At 70.8% G+C, this 20,386-nt stretch carries 19 protein-coding genes and 2 pseudogenes; 12 read left to right on the plus strand and 9 right to left on the minus strand.

The annotated features are described in order from the left end of the window. Positions 1 to 165: 165 nt before the first annotated feature. The gene (locus AC067J_RS24395) at positions 166 to 393 is read right to left on the minus strand and encodes a hypothetical protein (protein WP_478302485.1); all 228 of its coding nucleotides are present in this window, start codon (positions 391 to 393) and stop codon (positions 166 to 168) included. 984 nt (positions 394 to 1,377) lie between these two features. Here AC067J_RS24395 and AC067J_RS24400 point away from each other — a divergent pair. The 4 genes from AC067J_RS24400 to AC067J_RS24415 all read left to right on the plus strand — a co-directional run bounded on the left by AC067J_RS24400 (position 1,378) and on the right by AC067J_RS24415 (position 6,004). Next, positions 1,378 to 1,854 carry a hypothetical protein gene (locus tag AC067J_RS24400; protein WP_478302487.1) on the plus strand — a complete coding sequence of 159 codons (477 nt, stop codon included), beginning with the start codon at positions 1,378 to 1,380 and terminating at the stop codon, positions 1,852 to 1,854. A gap of 348 nt (positions 1,855 to 2,202) precedes the next feature. Further along, positions 2,203 to 2,370 (plus strand): SflA family class IV lanthipeptide, encoded by a 168-nt coding sequence (locus tag AC067J_RS24405; protein WP_478302489.1) that lies wholly within the window; start codon positions 2,203 to 2,205, stop codon positions 2,368 to 2,370. A 2-nt stretch (positions 2,371 to 2,372) separates the two neighbouring features. After that, positions 2,373 to 5,003, plus strand: coding sequence for a class IV lanthionine synthetase LanL (gene lanL / locus AC067J_RS24410; protein ID WP_478302490.1), 2,631 nt, complete (start codon positions 2,373 to 2,375; stop codon positions 5,001 to 5,003). 167 nt (positions 5,004 to 5,170) lie between these two features. Then, a complete protein-coding gene (locus AC067J_RS24415) occupies positions 5,171 to 6,004 on the plus strand; it encodes a PIG-L family deacetylase (RefSeq protein WP_478302492.1) in 834 nt (277 codons plus the stop codon). 248 nt (positions 6,005 to 6,252) lie between these two features. On the opposite strand, the gene AC067J_RS24420 is transcribed toward AC067J_RS24415, so the two are convergent. From AC067J_RS24420 to AC067J_RS24445, 6 genes are all read right to left on the minus strand, one after another. Continuing rightward, complete coding sequence (locus AC067J_RS24420; RefSeq protein ID WP_478302494.1) at positions 6,253 to 7,263, minus strand: transporter; 1,011 nt, start codon at positions 7,261 to 7,263, stop codon at positions 6,253 to 6,255. Continuing rightward, positions 7,260 to 8,156 carry an ABC transporter ATP-binding protein gene (locus AC067J_RS24425; protein ID WP_478302496.1) on the minus strand — a complete coding sequence of 299 codons (897 nt, stop codon included), beginning with the start codon at positions 8,154 to 8,156 and terminating at the stop codon, positions 7,260 to 7,262. The genes AC067J_RS24420 and AC067J_RS24425 overlap by 4 nt, the downstream gene beginning before the upstream one ends. Then, positions 8,153 to 8,557, minus strand: a complete 405-nt coding sequence (locus AC067J_RS24430) for a GntR family transcriptional regulator (protein WP_478302498.1) — start codon at positions 8,555 to 8,557, stop codon at positions 8,153 to 8,155. The genes AC067J_RS24425 and AC067J_RS24430 overlap by 4 nt, the downstream gene beginning before the upstream one ends. A gap of 471 nt (positions 8,558 to 9,028) precedes the next feature. Beyond that, positions 9,029 to 9,538, minus strand: a complete 510-nt coding sequence (locus AC067J_RS24435; protein ID WP_478302531.1) for an NUDIX hydrolase — start codon at positions 9,536 to 9,538, stop codon at positions 9,029 to 9,031. Positions 9,539 to 9,735: 197 nt separating this feature from the next. Then, complete coding sequence (locus AC067J_RS24440; RefSeq protein WP_478302500.1) at positions 9,736 to 10,143, minus strand: hypothetical protein; 408 nt, start codon at positions 10,141 to 10,143, stop codon at positions 9,736 to 9,738. Positions 10,144 to 11,183: 1,040 nt separating this feature from the next. Beyond that, entirely contained in the window at positions 11,184 to 11,795 is a 612-nt protein-coding gene (locus AC067J_RS24445; RefSeq protein WP_478302502.1) for a hypothetical protein, read from the minus strand. Positions 11,796 to 12,392: 597 nt separating this feature from the next. Here AC067J_RS24445 and AC067J_RS24450 point away from each other — a divergent pair. The 7 genes and pseudogenes from AC067J_RS24450 to AC067J_RS24480 all read left to right on the plus strand — a co-directional run. After that, the gene (locus AC067J_RS24450; protein ID WP_478302504.1) at positions 12,393 to 12,896 is read left to right on the plus strand and encodes a hypothetical protein; all 504 of its coding nucleotides are present in this window, start codon (positions 12,393 to 12,395) and stop codon (positions 12,894 to 12,896) included. A 970-nt stretch (positions 12,897 to 13,866) separates the two neighbouring features. Further along, the gene (locus tag AC067J_RS24455; protein ID WP_478302506.1) at positions 13,867 to 14,529 is read left to right on the plus strand and encodes a bifunctional ornithine acetyltransferase/N-acetylglutamate synthase; all 663 of its coding nucleotides are present in this window, start codon (positions 13,867 to 13,869) and stop codon (positions 14,527 to 14,529) included. Then, positions 14,529 to 15,440, plus strand: coding sequence for an acetylglutamate kinase (gene argB / locus AC067J_RS24460; RefSeq protein WP_478302507.1), 912 nt, complete (start codon positions 14,529 to 14,531; stop codon positions 15,438 to 15,440). The genes AC067J_RS24455 and argB overlap by 1 nt, the downstream gene beginning before the upstream one ends. A gap of 284 nt (positions 15,441 to 15,724) precedes the next feature. After that, a pseudogene (locus AC067J_RS24465) lies at positions 15,725 to 16,056 on the plus strand (IS256 family transposase); the annotation flags it as partial. Between the two features lie 156 nt (positions 16,057 to 16,212). Further along, positions 16,213 to 16,719: a hypothetical protein gene (locus AC067J_RS24470; RefSeq protein WP_478302509.1), complete on the plus strand. Its 507-nt coding sequence runs from the start codon at positions 16,213 to 16,215 to the stop codon at positions 16,717 to 16,719. A gap of 313 nt (positions 16,720 to 17,032) precedes the next feature. After that, on the plus strand, positions 17,033 to 17,791 hold the full coding sequence (fabG, locus tag AC067J_RS24475) for a 3-oxoacyl-ACP reductase FabG (RefSeq protein ID WP_478302511.1): 759 nt from the start codon (positions 17,033 to 17,035) through the stop codon (positions 17,789 to 17,791). Between the two features lie 153 nt (positions 17,792 to 17,944). Then, a pseudogene (locus AC067J_RS24480) lies at positions 17,945 to 18,444 on the plus strand (transposase); the annotation flags it as partial. A gap of 309 nt (positions 18,445 to 18,753) precedes the next feature. Here the strand turns inward: AC067J_RS24480 and AC067J_RS24485 are convergent. After that, complete coding sequence (locus tag AC067J_RS24485) at positions 18,754 to 19,050, minus strand: hypothetical protein (RefSeq protein WP_478302513.1); 297 nt, start codon at positions 19,048 to 19,050, stop codon at positions 18,754 to 18,756. A 54-nt stretch (positions 19,051 to 19,104) separates the two neighbouring features. Between AC067J_RS24485 and AC067J_RS24490 the strand changes: the two genes are divergently transcribed. Beyond that, a complete protein-coding gene (locus tag AC067J_RS24490) occupies positions 19,105 to 19,824 on the plus strand; it encodes a hypothetical protein (protein ID WP_478302514.1) in 720 nt (239 codons plus the stop codon). Between the two features lie 273 nt (positions 19,825 to 20,097). Here the strand turns inward: AC067J_RS24490 and AC067J_RS24495 are convergent. Continuing rightward, on the minus strand, positions 20,098 to 20,386 hold a 289-nt coding region (locus AC067J_RS24495), incomplete at its 5' end, for a hypothetical protein (protein ID WP_478302516.1).

Consider the following 20,386-nt stretch of genomic DNA (forward strand, 5'->3'; position numbering starts at 1 on the left):
GAGGGGGAGCGCCTCGGCCGCGGACCGTACGGAACACGCCGGTCCCCGAAGGCCCGCCCCGGCTCCGGGCCCCGGCTCCGGGCCCGGCCCCGCGCCTCGGCTCTGCGCCCTCGCGGCCGCACCGTGCCCCCGACGGTGTCGCTGCTCGGGGCGCACCGGTGAGGACTATCGGAGGAACGGCACGCTGCCTGGTGGAGGTCCCGGCCACCCGGGGTAGGGCGGAGGCGGGGGGAGCGGGGGAGGGAAGGCGGGGAAGGGGTCGATCCGTCCGCCCGGATTGGTCGGGCGGTTCTCCTGCTTGCTGCTGCCGGACTTGTCGTCGTCGGTGAGGGTGAGCAGCGCGACCAGGAGCGCGAACACCACGAACGGCGTCGCCTTGCGGACGGGGCGCATCCCGGATCCTCCGTTCTGCCGACTCTCGCCTGATCTCCAGCGCGCCGCCAGGCCTCGCGTCGGCTACCGGCACGAGCGCCGGAGATCGCCTTCGGCGGTCATGCATGCCTTCCCTCATGATGCCTCGTCAGGGCCGTTGCGACACCGGTGTACGGCGCCCTCCCCGCGTCCCGGCACGGGACTGACGGGGGCGGCGGGGGCGGCAGGGACAGCGGGGACTGACGGGTACGGCGGGGACGGCGGGGACGTCAGTCGAAGGCCGCCCAGGGCTGGGAGTTCGCTCCGCTCGGCGGCTTGGAGGTCATCTGCCGTCGGCGGCGACTGCGGGCATCTTCTGTGGTGAAGTCCAGCTGGTGTGGCCCGAGTTGTGTCCGTTCCTCGACGGGCGGTCGTGCGCGGTCGCGGCCGGGGCGGTCTGCCGTACACCCGGGTGGGCGTGCCTGCCTGGAAGCCGTGGCGCTGCCGGCGCCGTCGGGCGGAGGCGTCAGGACCCGGGAGTCGCCCGGGGCAGCTGCCTTTCCGGTCGTTCGGACACGTGGTCGCCACGCGAAATTCACAGGCCGAGGTCTACTCGCATAGACGACATCGGGTTCATCCTGGGTGTCGCACCGCTTCCCGCACGGACCCTCCACTGGCCTGTTTCCCCTTCCGCGCGTCGCAGGGCCCGGCCGGCCCCGGACCCGCCTGTCTCCCCGTCCCAGTCCGTCGGAGCCATCTCGTCGGGGCCATCTCGTCGGGGGTCTCTCGTCGGAACCCTCTCGTCGGTGCCCCGGAGTCCTGCTAACACGGTCGGGGCTTGGGCAGATCATCCGCCCCGCGCGGGCCGGGAGCACCGCCGGAACAGCGCACTTCGCGAGACCCCCTGTCCGGTCGGCCCCGCCCGCCCGGCGCTCGACTGCTCGCCCGGCAGGTCGAGGCCGGGCGTGTCCGGCCGGCCGTGACCGGGGCCAAGCCCGAAGTCCACCGCCCTCACCGGGAGAGCAGATGAAGCCCCGTACCGCAGCCACCGTCGTCGCCCTGGCCCTGGCCGGGCTCGCCGTCTCGGCGCCCACGGCCGGCGCCAGTGGCACCAAGCTGTCGCAGTCGACGGCCGCCGGTCAGTTCAGGAGCGCCGGCATCACGTGGAGTTCCAGTGGCGGATGCACCACCCGGTCCAACTCCACCTGCACCTCGTTCGAGCAGATCAACTCCGGCACGGTGAGTACGATCATCACCCTCAAGCAGTCCAGCGGTTGTGCCATCAACATCACGGGTGGCACCGAGGTGGGCCACGCCTCCGGAACCTACAGCCACTACAACGGCTACAAGGTCGACATCTCCCGCAACTCCTGCATCGACGGCTACATCCAGAACAGCTTCACCTACATCGGCCTCCGGGGTGACGGCTACCCGCAGTGGAGGGCCGCTTCGGGCAACCTGTACTGCAACGAGGGCAGCCACTGGGACATCCTGGTCTACTGACGCGGGCATCCGGAGGGGCCGCCGGTGGTCGTCGCCGTCGGCGGCCTGTTCCGGCCCTCGTCCCTTCGCCTCGCGCCGGGCCCTCGTGGCGGTGCTCCCCGCCGCCCTCGATGCCGAGGGCGGCGTCGTGAGGTGCTGTGATCCCGGCCCGCTGGTGCCGAACTGCCGCACATCACTCCTCCACGATTATGTCGATCGCGTGAATTCGATGGCTTCTGACCCCTTGTCAGGCCAATCATTCCTACCTACCTTCGGGGGTCAGGACCGCGGCCCGATCGGGCCCGGCGGTCCGGCGACGGCCGCGATCCGTACCGTCGCGGGACGCACGACAAGACCTGGAGGCGTCACATGCCCACTGCCCTGATCGACGAGATCCGCGACGCGGGTCCGCTGGTGTTCGACGACGAGGCCGTCGTGTTCGACGACGACGACCGCAGCGACCACGACGTCACGGCGTGTCTCGCGGATCCGTGGGTCACCGCGACCACGCGCTTCGCCTGCGACCTCAACTCCTGACGATGGCCGCGCCCATCGCCGGCCGCAGCGGATGGTCCGATGACACCTGGTCGTACCTGAACGATCCGCGAATGCCGGCGATGGAGCACGGTTGGAAGCTGCACGTCTCGGCCCGGCCCGCCGACCTCGACGCCGTGACCGGCCTCGTCCTGCCGGTGCTGCTGCGCCACGTCTGCCACGCGAAGTGGGCCGGCAGTCCGGAAGCCCTGCGCGCGATCAACTCAGGCGTGTCGAGCGCGGGTGCCGTCGGGAAGGCGATCACGGTCTATCCGCCACCCGGCACCGTCGTCGGGCTCGCCGACGAACTCGTCGCCGTGCTGCGCGGCCGGGAGGGTCCGCAGATCGTCAGCGATCGGCGGGTCGATCCTCGTTCCCCCGTCTACTACCGCTACGGGCCATTCACCGGCGACTACCGGACCGGCCGGAGCGGGCGACTGGAGTCGGTCATGGTGGGCCCGGACGGTCGGGTCTTCGACGGCCTCGCCACCGGTGCGTACCGCTGCCCGCCCTGGGCCGAGGACCCCTTCGAGAACCGGTCCGGGCAGGGCGCCCGGCCGCGCCCCTCGCTCGGATTCGACGGTGGACGCTACCGGGTCACCGGCGGCATCGTGCGCAAGCCGCAGGGCAACGTCTACCGCGCGGTCGACCGGGTCACCGGGCTGCCGGTGGTCGTCAAGCAGGCGCGAGCCTTCGTTGCCGAGGACGAGTCCGGTGCGGACACCCGTGACCGGCTGCGCAACGAACGGACGGTCCTGGCCGCGCTCGACACCGTCGCGGGGGTACCCCGCGCGCTCGACTACTTCCGGCACCGCTCGGACGAGTACCTGGTGACGACCGACTGCGGCGATCGGGACCTCCGGCGGGACGTCCAGGAGAACGGCCCGTACCGGGACGACGAGGCCCGGCCGTCGCGCACGCTGCACGATCTGGCCGCCCGGCTCCTCCGCGTCGTGGACGGCATCCATCTCCGGGGCGTGGTCGTCCGCGATCTCAAGCCCGACAACGTCGTGCTCGACGCCACGGGCCGGTGCCATGTGATCGACTTCGGGATCAGCGCCGTCGACGGCGCCGGTCCGGACGGCTCGACCCCCGGCTACAGCGACCCGGTACGGCGTTCGACCGGACCGGCCGAGCCCGCCGACGACTACTACGCCCTGGGCGCGTCCCTCTGCTTCGCCGCCACCGGCATGGATCCGGTGATCGTCGACGCCGACCGGGCCGTCAACCGGGATCGCACCCTCGCCGGCCTCGCATGGGCGCTTCCCGGCGACGACCACCGGTGGATCCGGGCCGTGATCGCCGAGTTGACGAGCTTCGATCCGGCCGTGCGGACGGCCGGCGCCGACCGGCTCCGCACCGGGGCGCCCAGGGTGTCCGGGCCGCCGGCGGCGAGCCGGGCGTCCCTGGGGCCGGGCCGGCTCCGAGTCGGCGACGGCCTGATCGAGGAGATCATCGCGCACACGACCGCGTACTGCGTCGACGAGGCCCGCAGGATCGCGGACCCCGTGCTCGCCGCACGCGCGAACATCCCGGCACCGGTCGACGTCTACGCCGGAAGCTCCGGGCTCGGCCTGGAACTCCTCCACCACCTCCACCGGCCCGGGGTGCGCGAGACCGTCGACGCCCTGGCGCAGTGGACGGCGAGCCAGTCCAGGAGCCTGACACCGGGTTTCTACTCGGGCCGCACCGGCGTCGAACTCTTCCTCGCCGAGGCAGGCACGACCCCGCACGCCGGGGACGGGGGCGCGGCCGGCACGGCAGGGCCGGGACACCACCCGGTCCTGCCCACGACGGGACCGGACGGCGGACCGCCGGAAGCGGACCTGATCGAGGGCGTCGCCGGAATCGGCATCGGCCGCCTGCTGCTCGCCCGGCACGCCCTCGCGGGCGGCGACAGCGCACTCGCTGCCCGGCACCTCGCCGTCGCCGCCGAGTGCGATCGGATGCTGGCGTCCGACACGGCCAGGCTGACGCCCGGGGGCGCCGGTACGGCCGGCAGCGCCGCCCTGCTCGAAGGGCTCGCCCACGGCGAGGCGGGTGTCGCGTACTTCCTGCTGGAGTACGCGAGTGCGAGCGGGGATCCCGCCGCCGCGCGCAGGGCCGGGCAGGCGTGCGCGCACCTCGCCGCCATCACACCGGGCCTCGTCGCGGCGGCGTCCCGCCCGGGAGCGACGCGCCGCTACGGCTCGTGGTGCCGGGGCCTGGCCGGGATCGGGGCGGTGCTCGTCCGGGCCGCCGACCGCCTCGGCGAACCCGACTACCTCGTCCTCGCGGAGCGGACCGCGCGCACCTGTGCGGTGCTGGCGCCGCGAATGCCGTTGGTCACCCAGTGCTGCGGGCTGTCCGGGGTCGGTGACCTGATGGTGGACGTCGCCAAGGCGTCAGGAGCCAGAGCGTCCGGGGCCAAGGCGTCAGGGGCCGAGGCGTCAGGGGCCGAGGAGTTCTGGGACGCCGCCGAGACCGTCGCCGCGCTCATCCTGAGCCGCAGCGGCGGCACCCCGTCGGCTCCGGTGTTCCCGGACGTCGGCCTGACCCGGTCGAGCGCCGGCTGGGCCGGCGGCTCCGCCGGCGTGCTCGCCTTCCTCAGGCGACTGCACGGCCGGGGCGGACAGCGGCTCGGCCTCATCGACTGACGGCGAGGAGGCAGCCCGGCTCCCGGCTCCCGGCTCCCGGGTCGCGGGCCCCGGCCCCCGGCCCCCAGTCCCTCGGTGTGCCCGGTCATCCCGAATTGTGCGGCGGGCACCTGCCCGCGTACCGCAGACTCGGACCGAGCACGTTTTCACACCGAAGGATGGCTTCCATGGCAGATCGACCCTTGACCCTGATGGCGGTACACGCCCACCCCGACGACGAGGCCACCGGGACAGGGGGTGTCCTCGCGCGGTACGCCGCCGAGGGAATGCGCACCGTCCTGGTCACGTGTACCGACGGCGGTTGCGGTGACGGACCGGGGGGTGTCAAGCCGGGTGAGCCCGGGCACGATCCGGCAGCCGTCGCCGCGATGCGCCGTCAGGAACTGGAGGCGAGCTGCGAGGTCCTGAAGATCAGTCACCTGGAGCTGTTGGGTTACGCCGACTCCGGGATGATGGGCTGGTCGGCCAACGACGCGCCCGGGTCCTTCTGGCAGACGCCCGTTGAGGAGGGCGCCGCGCGTATCGCCGAACTCCTGCGACGCCACCAGCCCGATGTGGTGGTGACCTACGACGAGAACGGGTTCTACGGCCACCCCGACCACATCCAGGCGAACCGCGTCACGATGGCGGCGCTGGCGCTGACCGGGATGACGCCGAAGGTGTACTGGACGACGGCGCCGCGTTCGACGATGCAGCGGTTCGGGGAGGTCATGCGCGAGTTCGGCGCGGACTGGGAGGAGCCGGATCCGGCCGAGGCCGCCGCGATGCCCGAGCTCGGACTCCCCGACGAGGAGATCACCACCTGGGTGGACACCACCGCGTTCGGTGGCCAGAAGTTCGACGCCCTGGCCGCACACGCCAGCCAGGGCGAGAGCATCTTCTTCCTGAAGATGGGCAAGGAGAGGTTCACCGAGCTGATGGGCGTGGAGACCTTCGTGCGGGTGCGGGACACCACCGGCGCGGCCGTACCCGAGAACGACCTCTTCGCCGGGCTGCGCTGATCCCGGCCCACCCCGGGCCGCCGGCGTGACCGGACCTGGAGAGTCGGGTCCGGTCACGGCCGGCACCGTCGGCTGCGCGCGAGCAGCCGGTCCCGGACAAGGAAGCCCTCCTCGAACCCGGGACCATCGCCCACCCGCGGGAGGCTCCGCCTTGTCCGCCGGTCGAGAGGGCCCTGTCGAGGCGCTGCGAGGGGCGGCCGGGACCCGGCTGCCCCTCGCGGGTGCTTCCGTGGTGCGACCGGTGTCCGTCAGGTCACTCGGCGGCGGATCCACCAGGCGCAGAACCCGGTGAGGGCCAGGGCGAGGCCGAGGTAGAGCCCGGTCTCGGCCCATTGAAGAGCCCAGAAGTTTCCGGCGGGCTGGTACTTCACCTGCTGTGCGTAGCCCAGGGCGCCGAGGTCTGCGACGCAGCCGTCGACCTGCTGCAGGGTGGGTGGGCCCGACTCGGTGTGCAGGCAGTCGGCGAAGGACGACGGCACGGGGGCGGGCTGACCGGCGGCGTTCAGGGTCTGTTGGGAGACGACCCAGGCCCCGGGCACTTCTTCGAGGTGCGCGACGATCTGCGCGGCGCCGTCCTGGATGCTGATGGGGGCGCCGTCGGGCTCGATGGGCAGGGTGGTCTGGTCCGCAGCGGCCAGGTGGGACCGGATCCACATCGGCACCACGAGCTGGACGGCGGCGTAGAGGGCGAGTGTGGTGGCCATCGCCGGCAGGGTGCGGCGGATGACGAGGCCGAGGGCGACGCCCAGGACGAAGGCGAAGGCGGCGTGGGCCATGGGGACGACACCCCGTGCGGCGAAGGCCACGGGGTCGAGCCGCGGGAAGTAGGTGTCCGTCGCGCCGCCGCCGTCGACAGCCCGGTCGATGGGGCTGCTCCACCAGCTCACCGCGAGGCTGGTCAGTCCGGCGGCGGTCATGGAGGCCGCCGCACCGAGGCCCAGCTTGGTCGCCAGCCAACGCGTGCGGGTGACGCCCTGGTTCCACGCGAGGTAGTGGGTGCCGGTCTCCAGTTCACGGGAGACCAGCGGCGCGCCCCAGAACATCCCGATGACCGCCGGCACGGCGAGCACGACCAACAGCCCGGTGTAGTAGAGGGATTGGTCCGTGCTGGAGACCTGGTCCACCAGGTTTCTGCCGGCCGCTCGGTAGAGGTCGGCCAACTGCGGGCCGGTGACCGCGAGGACGGCGGCGAGGGCAGCCACGGCGGCGACCACCACGGCGGCCTGGGTGCGGAGCTGGCGCCAGGTCAGCCAGATCATCGGAGTACCTCCAGCGCGGGTCGGGTGTCACGTACCGCATCGGCGGGTCGGGCCATGTAGGCCAGGACGATGTCTTCCAGACCCAGCGGGCTGACGGTCCAGGACGGGTCGTGGACCGCGGTGTCGGTGCGCACCAGGAGAGTGGTCTGCCGGGCTGTGTGGCTGGCGGTGATGACGTGCCGGCCGGCCGGAAGCCCGTCCGCGTCCCGGCGCGGTCCGGTGAGCCGGTGGTGGCAGGCGACCAGGTCGTCGATGTCGCCGGCCACCTGCACTCGGGAGTCGACCAGCACGATGACGTAGTCGCAGGTCCGCTCCACGTCGGAGACCAGGTGGGAGGAGAGCACGACGCTCAGCTCGTACTCGGCGACGGCCTCCATCAGGTCCTGCATGAACTCACGCCGGGCGAGCGGGTCCAGTGCCGCGACCGGCTCGTCCAGGATGAGCAGCTCCGGGCGCTTGGCGATGCCCAGGGTGAGAGCGAGCTGCGCGCGCTGGCCGCCGGACAGCTTGCCGGCCCGCTGCTTGGGGTCGAGGCCGAGGCGACGGATCCGGTCGCGCGCCACGGCGTCGTCCCAGTTCGGGTTGAGGCGCTTGCCGAGGTCGAGGTGGTCGGCGACGCTCAGCGTGGAGTAGGTCGGGGTGTCCTGGGCGACGAAGCCGACCTTGGCCAGCTGTTCCACACCCGCAGCGGGACGACCGCCGCACACCTCGATGGTGCCGGCCGTCGGGGTCAGCATGCCGGAGGCTAACTTCAACAAGGTCGACTTGCCGGCGCCGTTGGGGCCGACCAGGCCCACCACCCGGCCGGCGGGGACGTCCAGGTCGCAGTTCTGCAGCGCCCAGCGCTGCTTGTGCCTCTTGCCCAAGCCCTGGGCTCGCAGGACAGTGCTCACGCTACGTCCTCTCCGGCGGCGTTGCGAAACGTGTTCACGAACAGCGCCTCGATGCTCTCGTCGTCGAGCCCGGCCAGGCGGGCCTTGGTCAGCCAGCGCCGCAGGTCCTTGCGCAGCGGTCCCTGCGCGGCGAGCGTGCCGTCGGCCAGTGTCCGGGTCACGAACGTCCCGACGCCGGGGCGGGCGGCCACCAGGCCCTCGTGCTCCAGCTCCCGGTACGCCTTGAGCACCGTGTTCGGGTTGATCGCCGTCTGCTTGGCCACGTCCTTGACCGTCGGCAGCCGGTCGCCCTCCTTCAGCAGGCCCAGGCGCAGAGCGTGCCGCACCTGCTGGACCAGCTGTTGGTACGGGGACAGGCCGGACCGGCTGTCCAGGTGGAACTCAATCACCGGTTCCTCCATTTATCTAGTTGCCTAGCACTATAGCCCTCTATGACGATCACTCGGCAAGGCGTGCACCGCGGCGCCGGCCGCCCTGCACCGAGGGGCGTCGGCCGCGCAAGGTCGGTGCTCACCAGACCTCGCGCGGGCGTCGGGAAGCGACGACCGCCGGAGCTCGCGTCCGTGGTGACGAATCCGCAGGTGGACAGCGTCGGCATCCCGTTTCGGAACTCGATGTCGGTGAACGGTCCCGCAGAAATCCGGGTAGGTGGCGCCGGCGACAGTGGTGGCGGTGGCGGTGGCGGTGGCCGCGGGGGAGGGGCAGCGGAGTCCCGGAACTCGATGTCGCAGCCGACCTCCGGACCGTACGGCAGGGAGCCGACCGCCGTCGGCCGGGGCTGTCATGACCGCCTACGCAGCTGCAGTCGAGGTGGCCGGTCGAGCATGGCCCTGCTCCGCGCCAGTGAATGTTCGAGTCTGCCGACAGGCGCCTCAGTGCTGGATCAGGCCGCCGACCGGGACAGGAGCGACGTGGCCGGTGGCCGGAACCGCCTGCGCCAGGGCGAGGCCGATGTCGACCAGCGACGAGCGGCGGAGGCGAGCGACCTCGGGGATCGGAATCCGGACCGACTCGACGGTTTCGCCGGACGGTTCGGGCCGGAGCCGGCCGCCGGTGATACGGACCTGGTAGAAGATGCCGACATTCTGGTGCTCGATTCCCGCACGCGCGACGGCCGCGGGGATCACCCTGGAGTCCACGCCCAACAGGCGCTCGACCACTGCGGAGCAGCCGGTCTCCTCCGCAACCTCCCGGATCACCGTGTCGAACGGATCCTCCGCGTGCTCGACCCTACCGCCCGGAAGAGTCCAGTTGTTCGACACGTGACGGGCGAGCAGCACCCGCCCGTCCTCGATGCACACGGCGTAGGCCGCCAAGCGGAAGCTTCCCCGCTTCGACTCGTTCGGGACCGCTTCGGCTGCACCGTCTGTCTGTTGGCTCATCGGACCATCTTGGCCCGCTCCAACTCGGTACTCCCAACCGGCCGCCACCGAGTGCAACGCCGTGGCCACGGCCGGCACAGTTCCTCCGGCGGCTGAGGCGGATCGCACCTGTTCCCCTACACCCCTACCCCGCCTGCCCGGTCTGCTGCCCGGTCAGACGGCGGTGAGCGGGCGTACGTGCAGGTCCGGAGCAGGGTTCACGAAGTGGCGAGCGTACCCAGCGCATCCTTTGCGCAGGCGATGGCGGCGGCCTCGGCGGTGGCGCTGGGAACGTCCTTGAGGGTCATGCCGGAGTAGGTGAGCGCAGAGAACCTGACGGTGACGATCGCGTTGCGCCGGACCACCGTGAGGTCGACGTGGCCGAAGCCGCTGCAGCCGAGCGGGAGAGCCGCCTGCCGCTTGGCCTTCTCGTCCAGGGCAAGGACGCGGCCGCGTGGCCCGCTGTCCGGGTGGTGCTCGACCCGGGCGTGCGCGGCGGTCAGATGGTGAGCCCCCGAGCGTTCGGGCTGCGCGGCAGGCCCAGGATCGAGCCCCCCTGGAACCACATGGCCGACACCACGACCGCGGCGCGGCTGTGGGCGGCCAGCTGCGCCTTGGCCGGCCACGACCCGACGTTCACCGCACCGACACGGTTCGCTGGGACCGACGGCCCGGGGACCGGGCACGGCGGAGCAGACGCCCCGACCGGATGAGATCGCGCCCGGGGCGAGACCGTTCGGCGGATGGTCAAGGTCTCGTGGCACGGGACGGCAGGTTCGTCCGTTCTCTGCCGGCCGAACGAAGAGTTCAACCCTGCGACGACAGCGGGCGTCTATGACGGTCCGCTGCCGACCCGGTCCGGGCACCTTGACGGCCCGTCCGGCGACTTGGTGCGGTGTCTCCACGAGGATCGCGTGGCTCGGTAGGTCGGAAGGGGGAGCGGATGTCGACGGATCTCAGCAGCGGTCCCCGCTCCGAGTGGCTGGAAATGTCGATGAGAAGCAGCAGCGCCTGAAGTCAGCGGCGCCGTCGGGTGGCGTCTGGAAGTAGGTCGTCATCTGAGTCGACGCTTCCACCAAGGCTCGAAGGCAGGTGCGAAGGGATCCTGCAGTGTCCGCGCCAGGAAGTGGTCGTCCAGAGGCGCGACCGCTGTGAGGAGTTCACGACGCGCCTTTCGTCGCATGGATGCGGCCGCCCCTTCCAGGAGCGTTCGGGCGTGCCGGTCTCTCCAGTCCGTGGTCCCGTGTCCACGGTTGGATCCATGGTCTGGCCACTCATGAAGCGCCAAGGCCCATGCCCGGAAGGCATGGGCGACAGACCCAGGGGGCAGCCGGTGTCGCGCCTCGAACTGCGCGATCTGTCGATTTGTCGCAGCGGACAAGCCCGTGATGACTTGCCTGGTGCCGGTTCCCCTGCGCGGGGACTGTTCGGCCCTGATCTCGCCTGGTGAACGGCGAGGCATAAAGACTTCCAGATGGTCAGAAAACTGGTGTCCTGACGATAGACCGTTGTCTCCGAGGGCCTCAAGAGGGTTCTGCGTGAGAGTGGTGAAACGCGTGAGCCCGGTCAGCCGACGGCCGCCTTTTCGGCTCGGGTGCGGGTGGTGGCGAGTCGGTAGGAGCCGGTGCCGGCCTCGATGATGGTGCCGCCGAAGGTCCGTCGCGTGTCATGCGCCGGCCTCGGCTGGGGGTGCCGTGTCGGGTGCCGGGCGTGTCCAGAGGGTGAGGTCGCTGCTGGTGGCGACGGCGAGGGTGCGTCCGGAGGGTGAGAAGCCGGCGGCCCGGAGTTCGGAGTAGTTGGCGTCGAAGATGTGCCACCAGCTTTCGCCGTGCGGCCCGTCGTGCACTCCGCCGTCCGCGGACAGCAGGACGCGGTCGTGCGGCCATTCGGGGCTGACGACGTCCAGGGTCCAGCCGTCTACGGTGGTGGTGTGCAGTCCGCCACCGAACAGGCCGGCGATGCGTACTCGGGTCGTGGCGATGGGCCCGAGCCCGGGGCAGGAGAGGTCCGGAACCGCGTCCGGGGTGCTGTCGTCGGGGTCTGGGTCACGGTCCCGGGCGATCTTCTCGCCGGTGACGGCGTCGAAGAGCCCGTGGCCGGCGAGGGAGACCACCATGACGAGGTCGCGGCCGTCGTCGGGCGCGGGGGCGAAGCCGATGCCGAGCAGTCCGCCGATGGGGGTGCGCCGGTTCAGGACCGGCCGCCAGGGGGCGGGCGGCGGAGTGACGGGCACGGACAGGAACCGTTCGCGCAGTCGCTGCTGGTAGTCAGAGATCAAGGTGCTTCTTCGCTTTCCGTCAGGCTGTCGACCGCCTCAGGGTAGCGATGGGAATTGTGCCGGATCCGTTCGAGGGCGTCCTCCGCATTCCTGACGGCGGGGTCGCGATACTCCGACGGCCCGGTGGCAACGACCGGTCGTGATCGCATCGTGCCGGTGGTGGTGAGTTGGTTGGTGGGGGTGTGGGTGTCGGGTGGTGCGTTCAGCTCACGGTTGCGGGGGTGGTCGTCTGTCTGGCCGAGTCGGGCGGAGGTGATTCTGCGGTGGTGCGTCCGGAGGCGGCAGGCTTCGGGGTCGGCTGCGTCTCGGGTGCCTGTCGTTGCTCATCGTCGGCCGCCGCTCTCACTCATGAGGACTGCCGCCCGACCGTGCCGGTGCTGTTGTGGTTGGGGGGTGGTGGTGGGCTTCTTTGGGCTTGTGTGGGTGTGGGTTGGTGAGGGAGGTTGCCCGGGGTGGTTCCGGTGTGGTGGTTTCTCGGGCTACGGGATGGATCACGGCATCGGGTCGCTGCGGCGTCTGCGGGTGGGTGTTGTCCGGTGAGGGTGCCGGTGTCGGGTCGTTGGTGGTGTGGTGTGAGGGTCTGTGGAGGAGCAGGGCGTGGGAAGTGTGTTGGGGAGTCTCTCTGGGGTTCGCTGGGCGGAGTTGCGTGATGCGGCGGGGGCTCCGGCGGGTGGTGTTCCCCTCCTGTTGTCCCGGATCGCGTACGGCGGTGAGGATGTGGCTCGCGTCGCGATCGATGAGCTGGGTGATTCCGTGTGCGCGCTCGGGTTCGTCGTCGGTGAGGTCACGGCCTGCGTGGTCCCGTTTCTCGTCGAGTTGGTCGGGAGTCCGCATGTGGCGTGCAAGGCTGAGATGTTGGACCTGTTGGGGAGTATCTGCCAGGCCGACCAGTGGCACTGTGCCGCTGCGGCGGCCGGGGGTGGCAGGCGCGCTGTGAGCTTCGGGCGGCAACCCGGTTGGGAGACGGCCGCGAGGGCGGCTGTCCACGCGGGCCGGTCGGTCTTCGAAGGTGTGGCGTCCTCGGTGCGGCCGGAGGAGGCGGCGGCTGGACGGAGGTTGTTGTGGTTGATGGACCACGTTCGGCCGTTTCCGGAGTGGTGACCGGTCATCGCGGGACCGTCCTTGGCGGGACGTGTGATGCGTGATGGGGGGTGGGCGGCTTGCTTGGGGCGATCGGCTCGGTGCGGGGCGGGGATTCGGTTTCGTCGGGGCCGGGAGGTCCGGCCGGAACTCCGGGGCGGCCGGTGTGAGGCCGTCCCTCCACGCAGGGGAACGGCGGTGTCGGCCCCTGCGTACGTGGGGTGAGGAGTCGTCGCTGTCCGGCACCGCGGGCGGGCCGGTGGCATCAGCCCCGCAGGTGCCGGGAAACGGCGGAGCCGCCGCGATGCCGTCGTGAGGGTGCGGTACGACCGTGGTGTCCCCAACAATCGTGGTCTGGGTGCCAGTTTGGCTGTCGTGCGGCCGGTCGTGCAATGGATGTGTGTCCTGTGGACGGGACGATGTGCCGGTACGGTGTGATTGCTTGTGGGAATGTCTGCCGTCGGGAGGGTGTCGCACGGCTGCGGTGTCCCCAAAGGCGTTGTCGAGGTGCTGACTTGGGCGTTGTGTCGTGGGCCGTGCATGGGGTGTGTGTCCTGTGGACAGGACAACGTGCCGCGGTGTGAATGCTTCCGGGAGTGTCTACCGTGGAGTGGGTTGCTTTCGATGTGCCGGTAGTGTCCGCGGCGCCTGGCGAGAGAATTCACAGACGGTCTCCCGGCCGGAGGGCGGGAGGGGGCGGGGGGAATGACGCTGTGAGGAGCCGTTGCCGGATTCGGCGGTCGCGTGGGCGGTGAAATGCGGAGGCCTCCGCTCCACCATCCCGGGGAGCGCATCGGATCCCTCGCCAGGGCCGCCGACGTCGGTCGGCTGCTGAGGGGTGTTCCATCCGTGCCTGCCTCAACTCGCCGAACAGGAAATGGAATCCACCTCAGCCCCACCACCGGGGGGCCGCGGGCGACGCTGCGCAGCGCATGAACCTTGTCCATCGATCTCCCGAGGACACCGGACTGACCACCATAGGAGCCGCCCCATGAGCATGACGACGTCGAAGGGATTCGCCGCGGTCGAAGCCGCCGCCGGCAGTAGTCCGGCCGGGACACCCGTCCTGGCCCTGGCTGTCACCCACGGCCCGGGCAAGGCCGGCGCCGGCGCCTTCACGTCCACCCGTGTCGCCGCGGCGCCCGTCACCCGGACGAAGCGAGTGGTCGCCGACGGACCGACACCGCTGGTGATCCTCGACTCCGTTGACGCCGAAGCCTGTTCCGGGGCGGACGGATCCGCGGGCACGCGGGCGTCCGTCGGCGAGGTCGGTCACCTGCCGGGCGTTCCCGTCGATGGGGTGGCCCGCTGGTCGGCTGGGTTGATCGGTGTAGGACGTCCGGTGGACTGTTCGCCGGGCGGGGCGGCACAGGAGGTGGCCGGGTCTTCCTTCACCGGAGCGGTGGAAGCGGGGGTGGTTGTCACGACGGCCGGCTCGGTGCGCGAGACGGTTCCGGCCCGTGGGGGCGGTCGGAGTGTCGTGGGGGTGGGTGAGGGCGTCGGCATGTCGGCTCCTTCGGGCCGGGGTGTTGTCGGGTCGACTCGTCGGGGTTTCGCTGGCACTGCCGGCCCGGTGGCCTGTGGTGCCCGGGGCGTGGCCCGGACCGAGGGTCCCGGTTCGGTCCGTGCCTACGAGAACGGTGCCGACTTCTGATGAGTACACGTCCCGTCGCCGCCGCCTCCGGCCGCACCGTCGTCGCGTCTGACGTGCCCGACGTGCCCGACGCGCCCGGCGTGTTCGGTGAGATTGTCGTGATCAAGCTTGGTGGCAGCACGATGGCCGACGACGAACTGCGTCGCGGTTTCGCCCGTGACGTGGTGCGACTGCGTGACGCCGGGCTGCGGCCCGTCGTCGTCCACGGGGGTGGGCCGCAGATCAGTACCGAGCTCGAACGTCGTGGTATCGCCTCCGAGTTCAGGAACGGCCTGCGGGTCACCTCCGAGGCCGCCATGGACGTCGTACGGATGGTGCTCACCGGTGTGGTGCAGCGTGAGCTCGTCGGCCTGGTCAACGAGCACCGGCCGCTCGCCGTGGGCGTCACGGGCGAGGACACGGACATGCTCACCGCCGTACGGCACCGGCCCGATGTCGACGGGCGACCCGTCGACATCGGCCGGGTGGGAGCGGTTGCCCGCGTCGCTCCGCGACTCCTCCGGACCCTGCTGGCCGACGGCCTCATCCCGATCGTCTCCTCCGTCGCGCGCAGCACGGAGGACACCCACGTCTACAACGTGAACGCCGACACCATGGCCGCGGCCCTCGCGACCGCGCTGCACGCCTCGAAGCTCCTCCTGGTCACCGATGTCGCCGGTCTCCATGCGAACTGGCCGCACACCGGGGAGATCTACGAACGGCTCACGGCCAAGGAACTGGAGGACCTGCTCCCTCACCTGTCCTCGGGGATGCTTCCGAAGATGCGCGGATGCCTGGACGCCGTACGCAACGGAGTCCGCAGCGCGCACGTCATCGACGGACGCGAGCGCGGCGCCGTCCTCAGGACCGCCCTCACCGACCGGCCCGTCGGTACGACCGTCCTGCCCGACATCCCCGGAGTGATGACCTGAGCACCAGTGCCGGTGCCTGCCCGTGCCGGCACTCGAACGACCCCAGGAGGCTCGACCACGCCACCCTGGACCGCTCCCGCCCGGGGCTCCCATCCCGGGGCGGGAGCCCCGGGACCGCCCTCACCCGGGGTCGCCCGGTGCTCGTGCCCGAGGTTCGCGCCGGGCAATGCTCAAGGCCTGTGGAACAGTTTCGGGAGGGCGCGTGGAGGGTGTGCCTTCCCGAGTGATCTGTTGATGGTCACCGAGTAGGCCCCCGTTGCACTACGGGTCGGGAAGGCATGCCCGTGCTCGGCGTGGTCACCGCTGACGGCTCCGCGGAGTCCGGGTCCGTGATGGATGGGATCGTCCGCGAGGGCACCCGACGGATGCTCGCCGCCGCACTGGAGGCGGAAGCCTCCGGTACGTAGCGGAGTTGGCAGCCGCGACCGGCGTGGCCGGCCGACGTCTGGTGGTCCGCGACGGCCACCGCCGGTCCCGCGCCGTGGTCACTGCGGTGGGTCCCGTCGAGGTCACTGCGGCATGTGTGAACGGCTGCCGCGTGGACGGGGCCTCGGGCGAGCGGCAGTGGTCTTCCTCGAAGGTTCTTCCGCCGTGGCGGGGGAAGTCGCCGAAGATTTTTGGGGTGCGGGTTCTGTTCGTCCCGCCGGTCCGCGCCGGGGCCCGTTTCGGACGTGGTCGGCTCGTCGGACGCCCCGAAAGCCTCGCAGCATGAGCGTGCTCGGCTGGCACACTGAGGCCGAAGCGCAGAACCGCACGGAGGACCCGGACGCCCATGTTGAATCCGCTCGACGCTCCGGCCGCGGTGGACGCCGCGGCCGAACCGCTTGAGGAGCTGCTCGACGACTGCAACCACGTGTCGTCCATCGACCTCTTCCATGTCGTCCCGGTGGCTGGGACGACACCCGGTCGTGACCGGATGAAGCGTCTCGCTCAAGCCGTCTACGACGCGGGGCCCAGTGGATATCAGGTGGCGGTGTCTGTCGATCCGTTCGAGTCACCGCAAGCCTGGCGGGACATCCTGCGCCGGCAGGTGACCGCCGGCATCATGCAGCCCGCCGGCAGGTGGCCGGGCGTCGACCTGCGCCCGCCCGCCGAGATCCGGCGGGCGGGCGAACTCGCCGATGGCATCGCCGACCTCATCGAAGCCCATCTGGGGCCCGTCCGAAGCTCCGGCGACGTCGACGGCCCGCGGATGGGCATGGGTGCCGTATGGTCGCGCAACCTGCTGTTGGTCACCAGCGACTGGGCCACGGTCCTGTTTCTCGGAGTTGATCACTGACCTCTCACCGACCGGCCGACGTGGGTCGAGATCCGGTACGACCGTCCTGCCACATTCCAGGAGCGATGACGTGAGATACCACCCCGCCCGCCCGCCTGCCTGCCCGCCTGCCTGCCCGCCCGGTCGGTAGCTTGTGTCCGAATCGCGCCCCCGGTCCTCGCCGGGCGGCCGGCACAGCCGGGCACAGCCCGGCGCAACCGGGCGCAGCTGGGTGCAGTTGGGCGTCGTGGATCCAACGTTCCCTTAAGTCTTCTGCCAGGTGTGGTTGAGGGGTGTGGGTGACGCTCGTTGCTTCTCTGGGAGAGGAGTGGGTGTGTCGTCTGATGGTGTGGGTGGGGTGGGTGGTGTTGGCCCGGTGGCGTTGGTGGCTGGTGGGTCGCGGGGGATCGGGCGGGCCATCGCGGTTCGCCTGGCGCGTGATGGTTTCGATGTGGCGTTGTCGTACCGTTCCGATGCCGTGGCGGCTGAAGTGACTGCCCGGGAGGTACGCGATTGCGGGCGGCGGGTGCTGGTCCGGCGTGTGGACATTGCCGACCGTGACGGGGTCCGTGGCTTCGTTGCCGAGGTCGAGTCCGGGTTCGGGCCGATCGTGGCGGGCGTGGCTTCGGCGGGGATCACTCGGGATCGGCCGCTCATGTTGATGTCCGATGACGAGTGGGACACCGTCGTGCGGACCAATCTCGACGGTACGGCCGGTCTGTTGCGTGCGCTGGCTCGTCCGATGGCTCGGCGTGGGGCCGGTGCGATCGTCACCCTGTCGTCGGCGGCGGGGGTGGTCGGCAATGCCGGGCAGGCCAACTATTCCGCGTCCAAGGCCGGGATCATCGCTCTCACCCAGGCGATGGCGAAGGAGTTCGCGCGGCTCGGGGTGCGGGCCAACGCCGTCGCTCCCGGTTTCATCGATACCGACATGGTCGCCTCGGTGTCCAGGAAAGCGGTCCTGGAGCGGATACCGTTGCGGCGTTTCGGTACGCCTGAGGAGGTGGCCGCGATGGTGTCCTACCTGCTCTCGCCCGAGGCCGGGTACGTGACGGGTCAGGTGTTGCGTATCGACGGTGGTGTGGCGTTGTGAGTGGCTGCCTCCACTCGGTGCGGCGGGTGGAGGCAGCTGGCGGGCCGCGGGTGGCCTGGGGGGCGCTGTGAGGAGCAAGGGCGCGTATTTGGTTGTGATCAATTTGTGGGATTCGCCTGCGTGGGTAGGTCCTGATCCGGTAGATCCTGTTGCGTGGCGCGCGCGCAACTGTTCGACGCGGAGCGGGAGTTCATTGGGCGGTATTTGCCGATCGGCGAGTGCGGCCCGTATCCGGAGCGGCTGCGACAGCAGTTCGGGGGTGTGATCTGGCGCTTCAGGACGAGTGCCCAGTGGCGGGAGACGCCGCGGGAGTTCGGAGTCTGGTCGACCGTTTCGAACCGCTTCCGCCAGTGGCGTGACGCCGGCGTCTTCGAGGCGTTGCTGGAGGGTGCGATCGCCGGGGCCGTGAGGCGTGGTGAGGTGGACCTGTCCCTGGGCGGCGTGGACTCCACGACTGTCCGGGCACACCACGATGCCGCTGGGATGCATCTGGATCCCGACACGCTGACCGCCTTGGAGAAGGCCGCTGACGAGGCGGAGAACGCCCGGCAGAACGGGGCGGCCCGGAGGGACAAGCCGGGCAGGATGCCGTCGACGACGCGGAGCGGGAGGAGCGGCGACGCGTCAGGCGCGGGCGCAAGCTCCGCTTGAAGGCTCGGACCCCAGCCGCAAAGTAGCGGGGTGATCACGTGCTTGTCGTCGTGGCAGTCTGTTCGTCGTGTTCGCGCAGCATGCGTATGGCGGTGGCGGGTGAGGGGTACTGGTCCTTCCTTGCGCCGGTGGTGACGGCGGGGCACTTGGCGATGTCGCGCAGGTGTCACTCAAGACGGTGTACGCCTTCGGACTCCGCCGACTGGAAGCGTGCCGCCTGGGGCGGCACGCGGAGGCCGACCGGTGTCGCGACCTGGTCGGGACGCTCGACGGCGGTGGCCTCCGTGGCATGCCTGGGAACCGTCTGCCGGTCACGGTGCCGCGGGTGCGGGACGGTGGCTTCCCGGCGGCCGGGCTCGGCCGCGCCGGATGAAGGCGATGCCGGCCGCGGTCGTCCAGGCGCACATGGGTACGCCTTGCAGGGGGAAGGGCCCGAGCGAGGTCGGCGACCAGGGCCCCGTGTGGACGAAGACGAAGACGACCTGGGGGATGCTGACGGCGGCGACCAGCCAGGATCCCCACGTGCCGAGCCACGCCGGGAGGATGCGGTGTTCCCGGTTGGCGACGGCGAAGGCCACCCAGGAGAACCCGAGCGGAATCAGGCTCATGGTATAGACCACTTGCAGGAGGTTCCAGGAGTTGCTGACGATCAGGAGTGCGGCGTGATCGTCGCTCGCACGGCGAACGACACGGTCGTCGTCGTGAACCTGGCGACGAACAGCTTTCTGCACGAGGACTACCAGCAGTGGCGGCCGTCCCTGATCGCAGCGGAGGAAGGGGTCGACTGCACCGTCCACCCGGTCGGGGCGTGGGCCTCTGACTCCATCGACCTCGGTGAGGAGTTCCTGGTGATGCATCGGGACAGCCTGCTCCGATTCCTGAGCAGCGGCTGGTCGCCCTACGAGCTGTCGCTGGTCGATGTGCCGACGGGCGCGACGCCTGAGCAGCTCGATGAGGTCGCTCTGGTCATCGGTACGGCCGCCTGGGACGAGCCGGTCCTCCCTCACCTTGATGGCTCCCGATTCTGGTTCTCCGGGCACGACGACTGCTACTTGATGGTGGAATCAACGGATTCGACCATTCCGTGGTCAGTCCTCGGCCGGTTGCTGGCCCTGCCGGCCGGGTCCGCTCTGATCGGTGCCGGTGGAGCCTCACCGGTAGCAGTCCCGGAACCGGACGGTACGCTGCCGGAGCAGCTGCTTGCCGAGAGCCCCCACTGGACCGGAGTCGTCGGGACCGCATCCGAGACCGCGGTGACCGTCGAGTTGTCGGCCCAGTCGCAGAGGTGGCGCCTTGGCCAGCAACTGCCGGAGCGGGCCGACTACACGGCAACGCTCGACCTGGCCCATGGCGTGTGGCATCTCGCCCCTGCCGAGTCATAGGGATCCGCCTTCATCCTCGCCGGTCATAGCAAGTGACGATGAGAAGCCCGGGCCGAGGGAACTCGGGTCGTGGCGCGTTTTGACCTGACGCGCAATGATGCGGTCGGCGGGTCGGCGGGTCGGCGGGTCGGCGGGTCGGCGGGTCGGCGGGTCGGCGGGTCGGCGGGCGGGCAGGGTCTGGCCCTACGCGCTGTCGGGGTTGGGCAGGGTGGGCAGTGGGGCGGTGGGGCCGAACACGAGGTCATGGGTGCGGCGGGTTGTGAAAGGGGTGGGCTACGCCCGGTCCGGATCCCTGAGCAGTGTCTCCCCCCGCCCGGGCCCGAACGGCGTGCGGGTCGCCGGCTGGCGCTCGCCGGGACTCTCCGTCCAGCACCGGCGCTCGACATACTGGTGCTCACCCGGGTTGGCGGTGGCCACCGAGATACAGACCTCCTGAGGGCGCTGCTCCTCTTCCCTGGTCGCGGCGTACACCACCACGACGGCAACGACCGCGAGCAGCAGGACGCATCCGCCGCTGCGGGCCTTCACGGGCGCCGGCGCGGGCGGCGAGACACGGGGCGCC

This window comes from Kitasatospora sp. NPDC042419 (assembly GCF_056437345.1).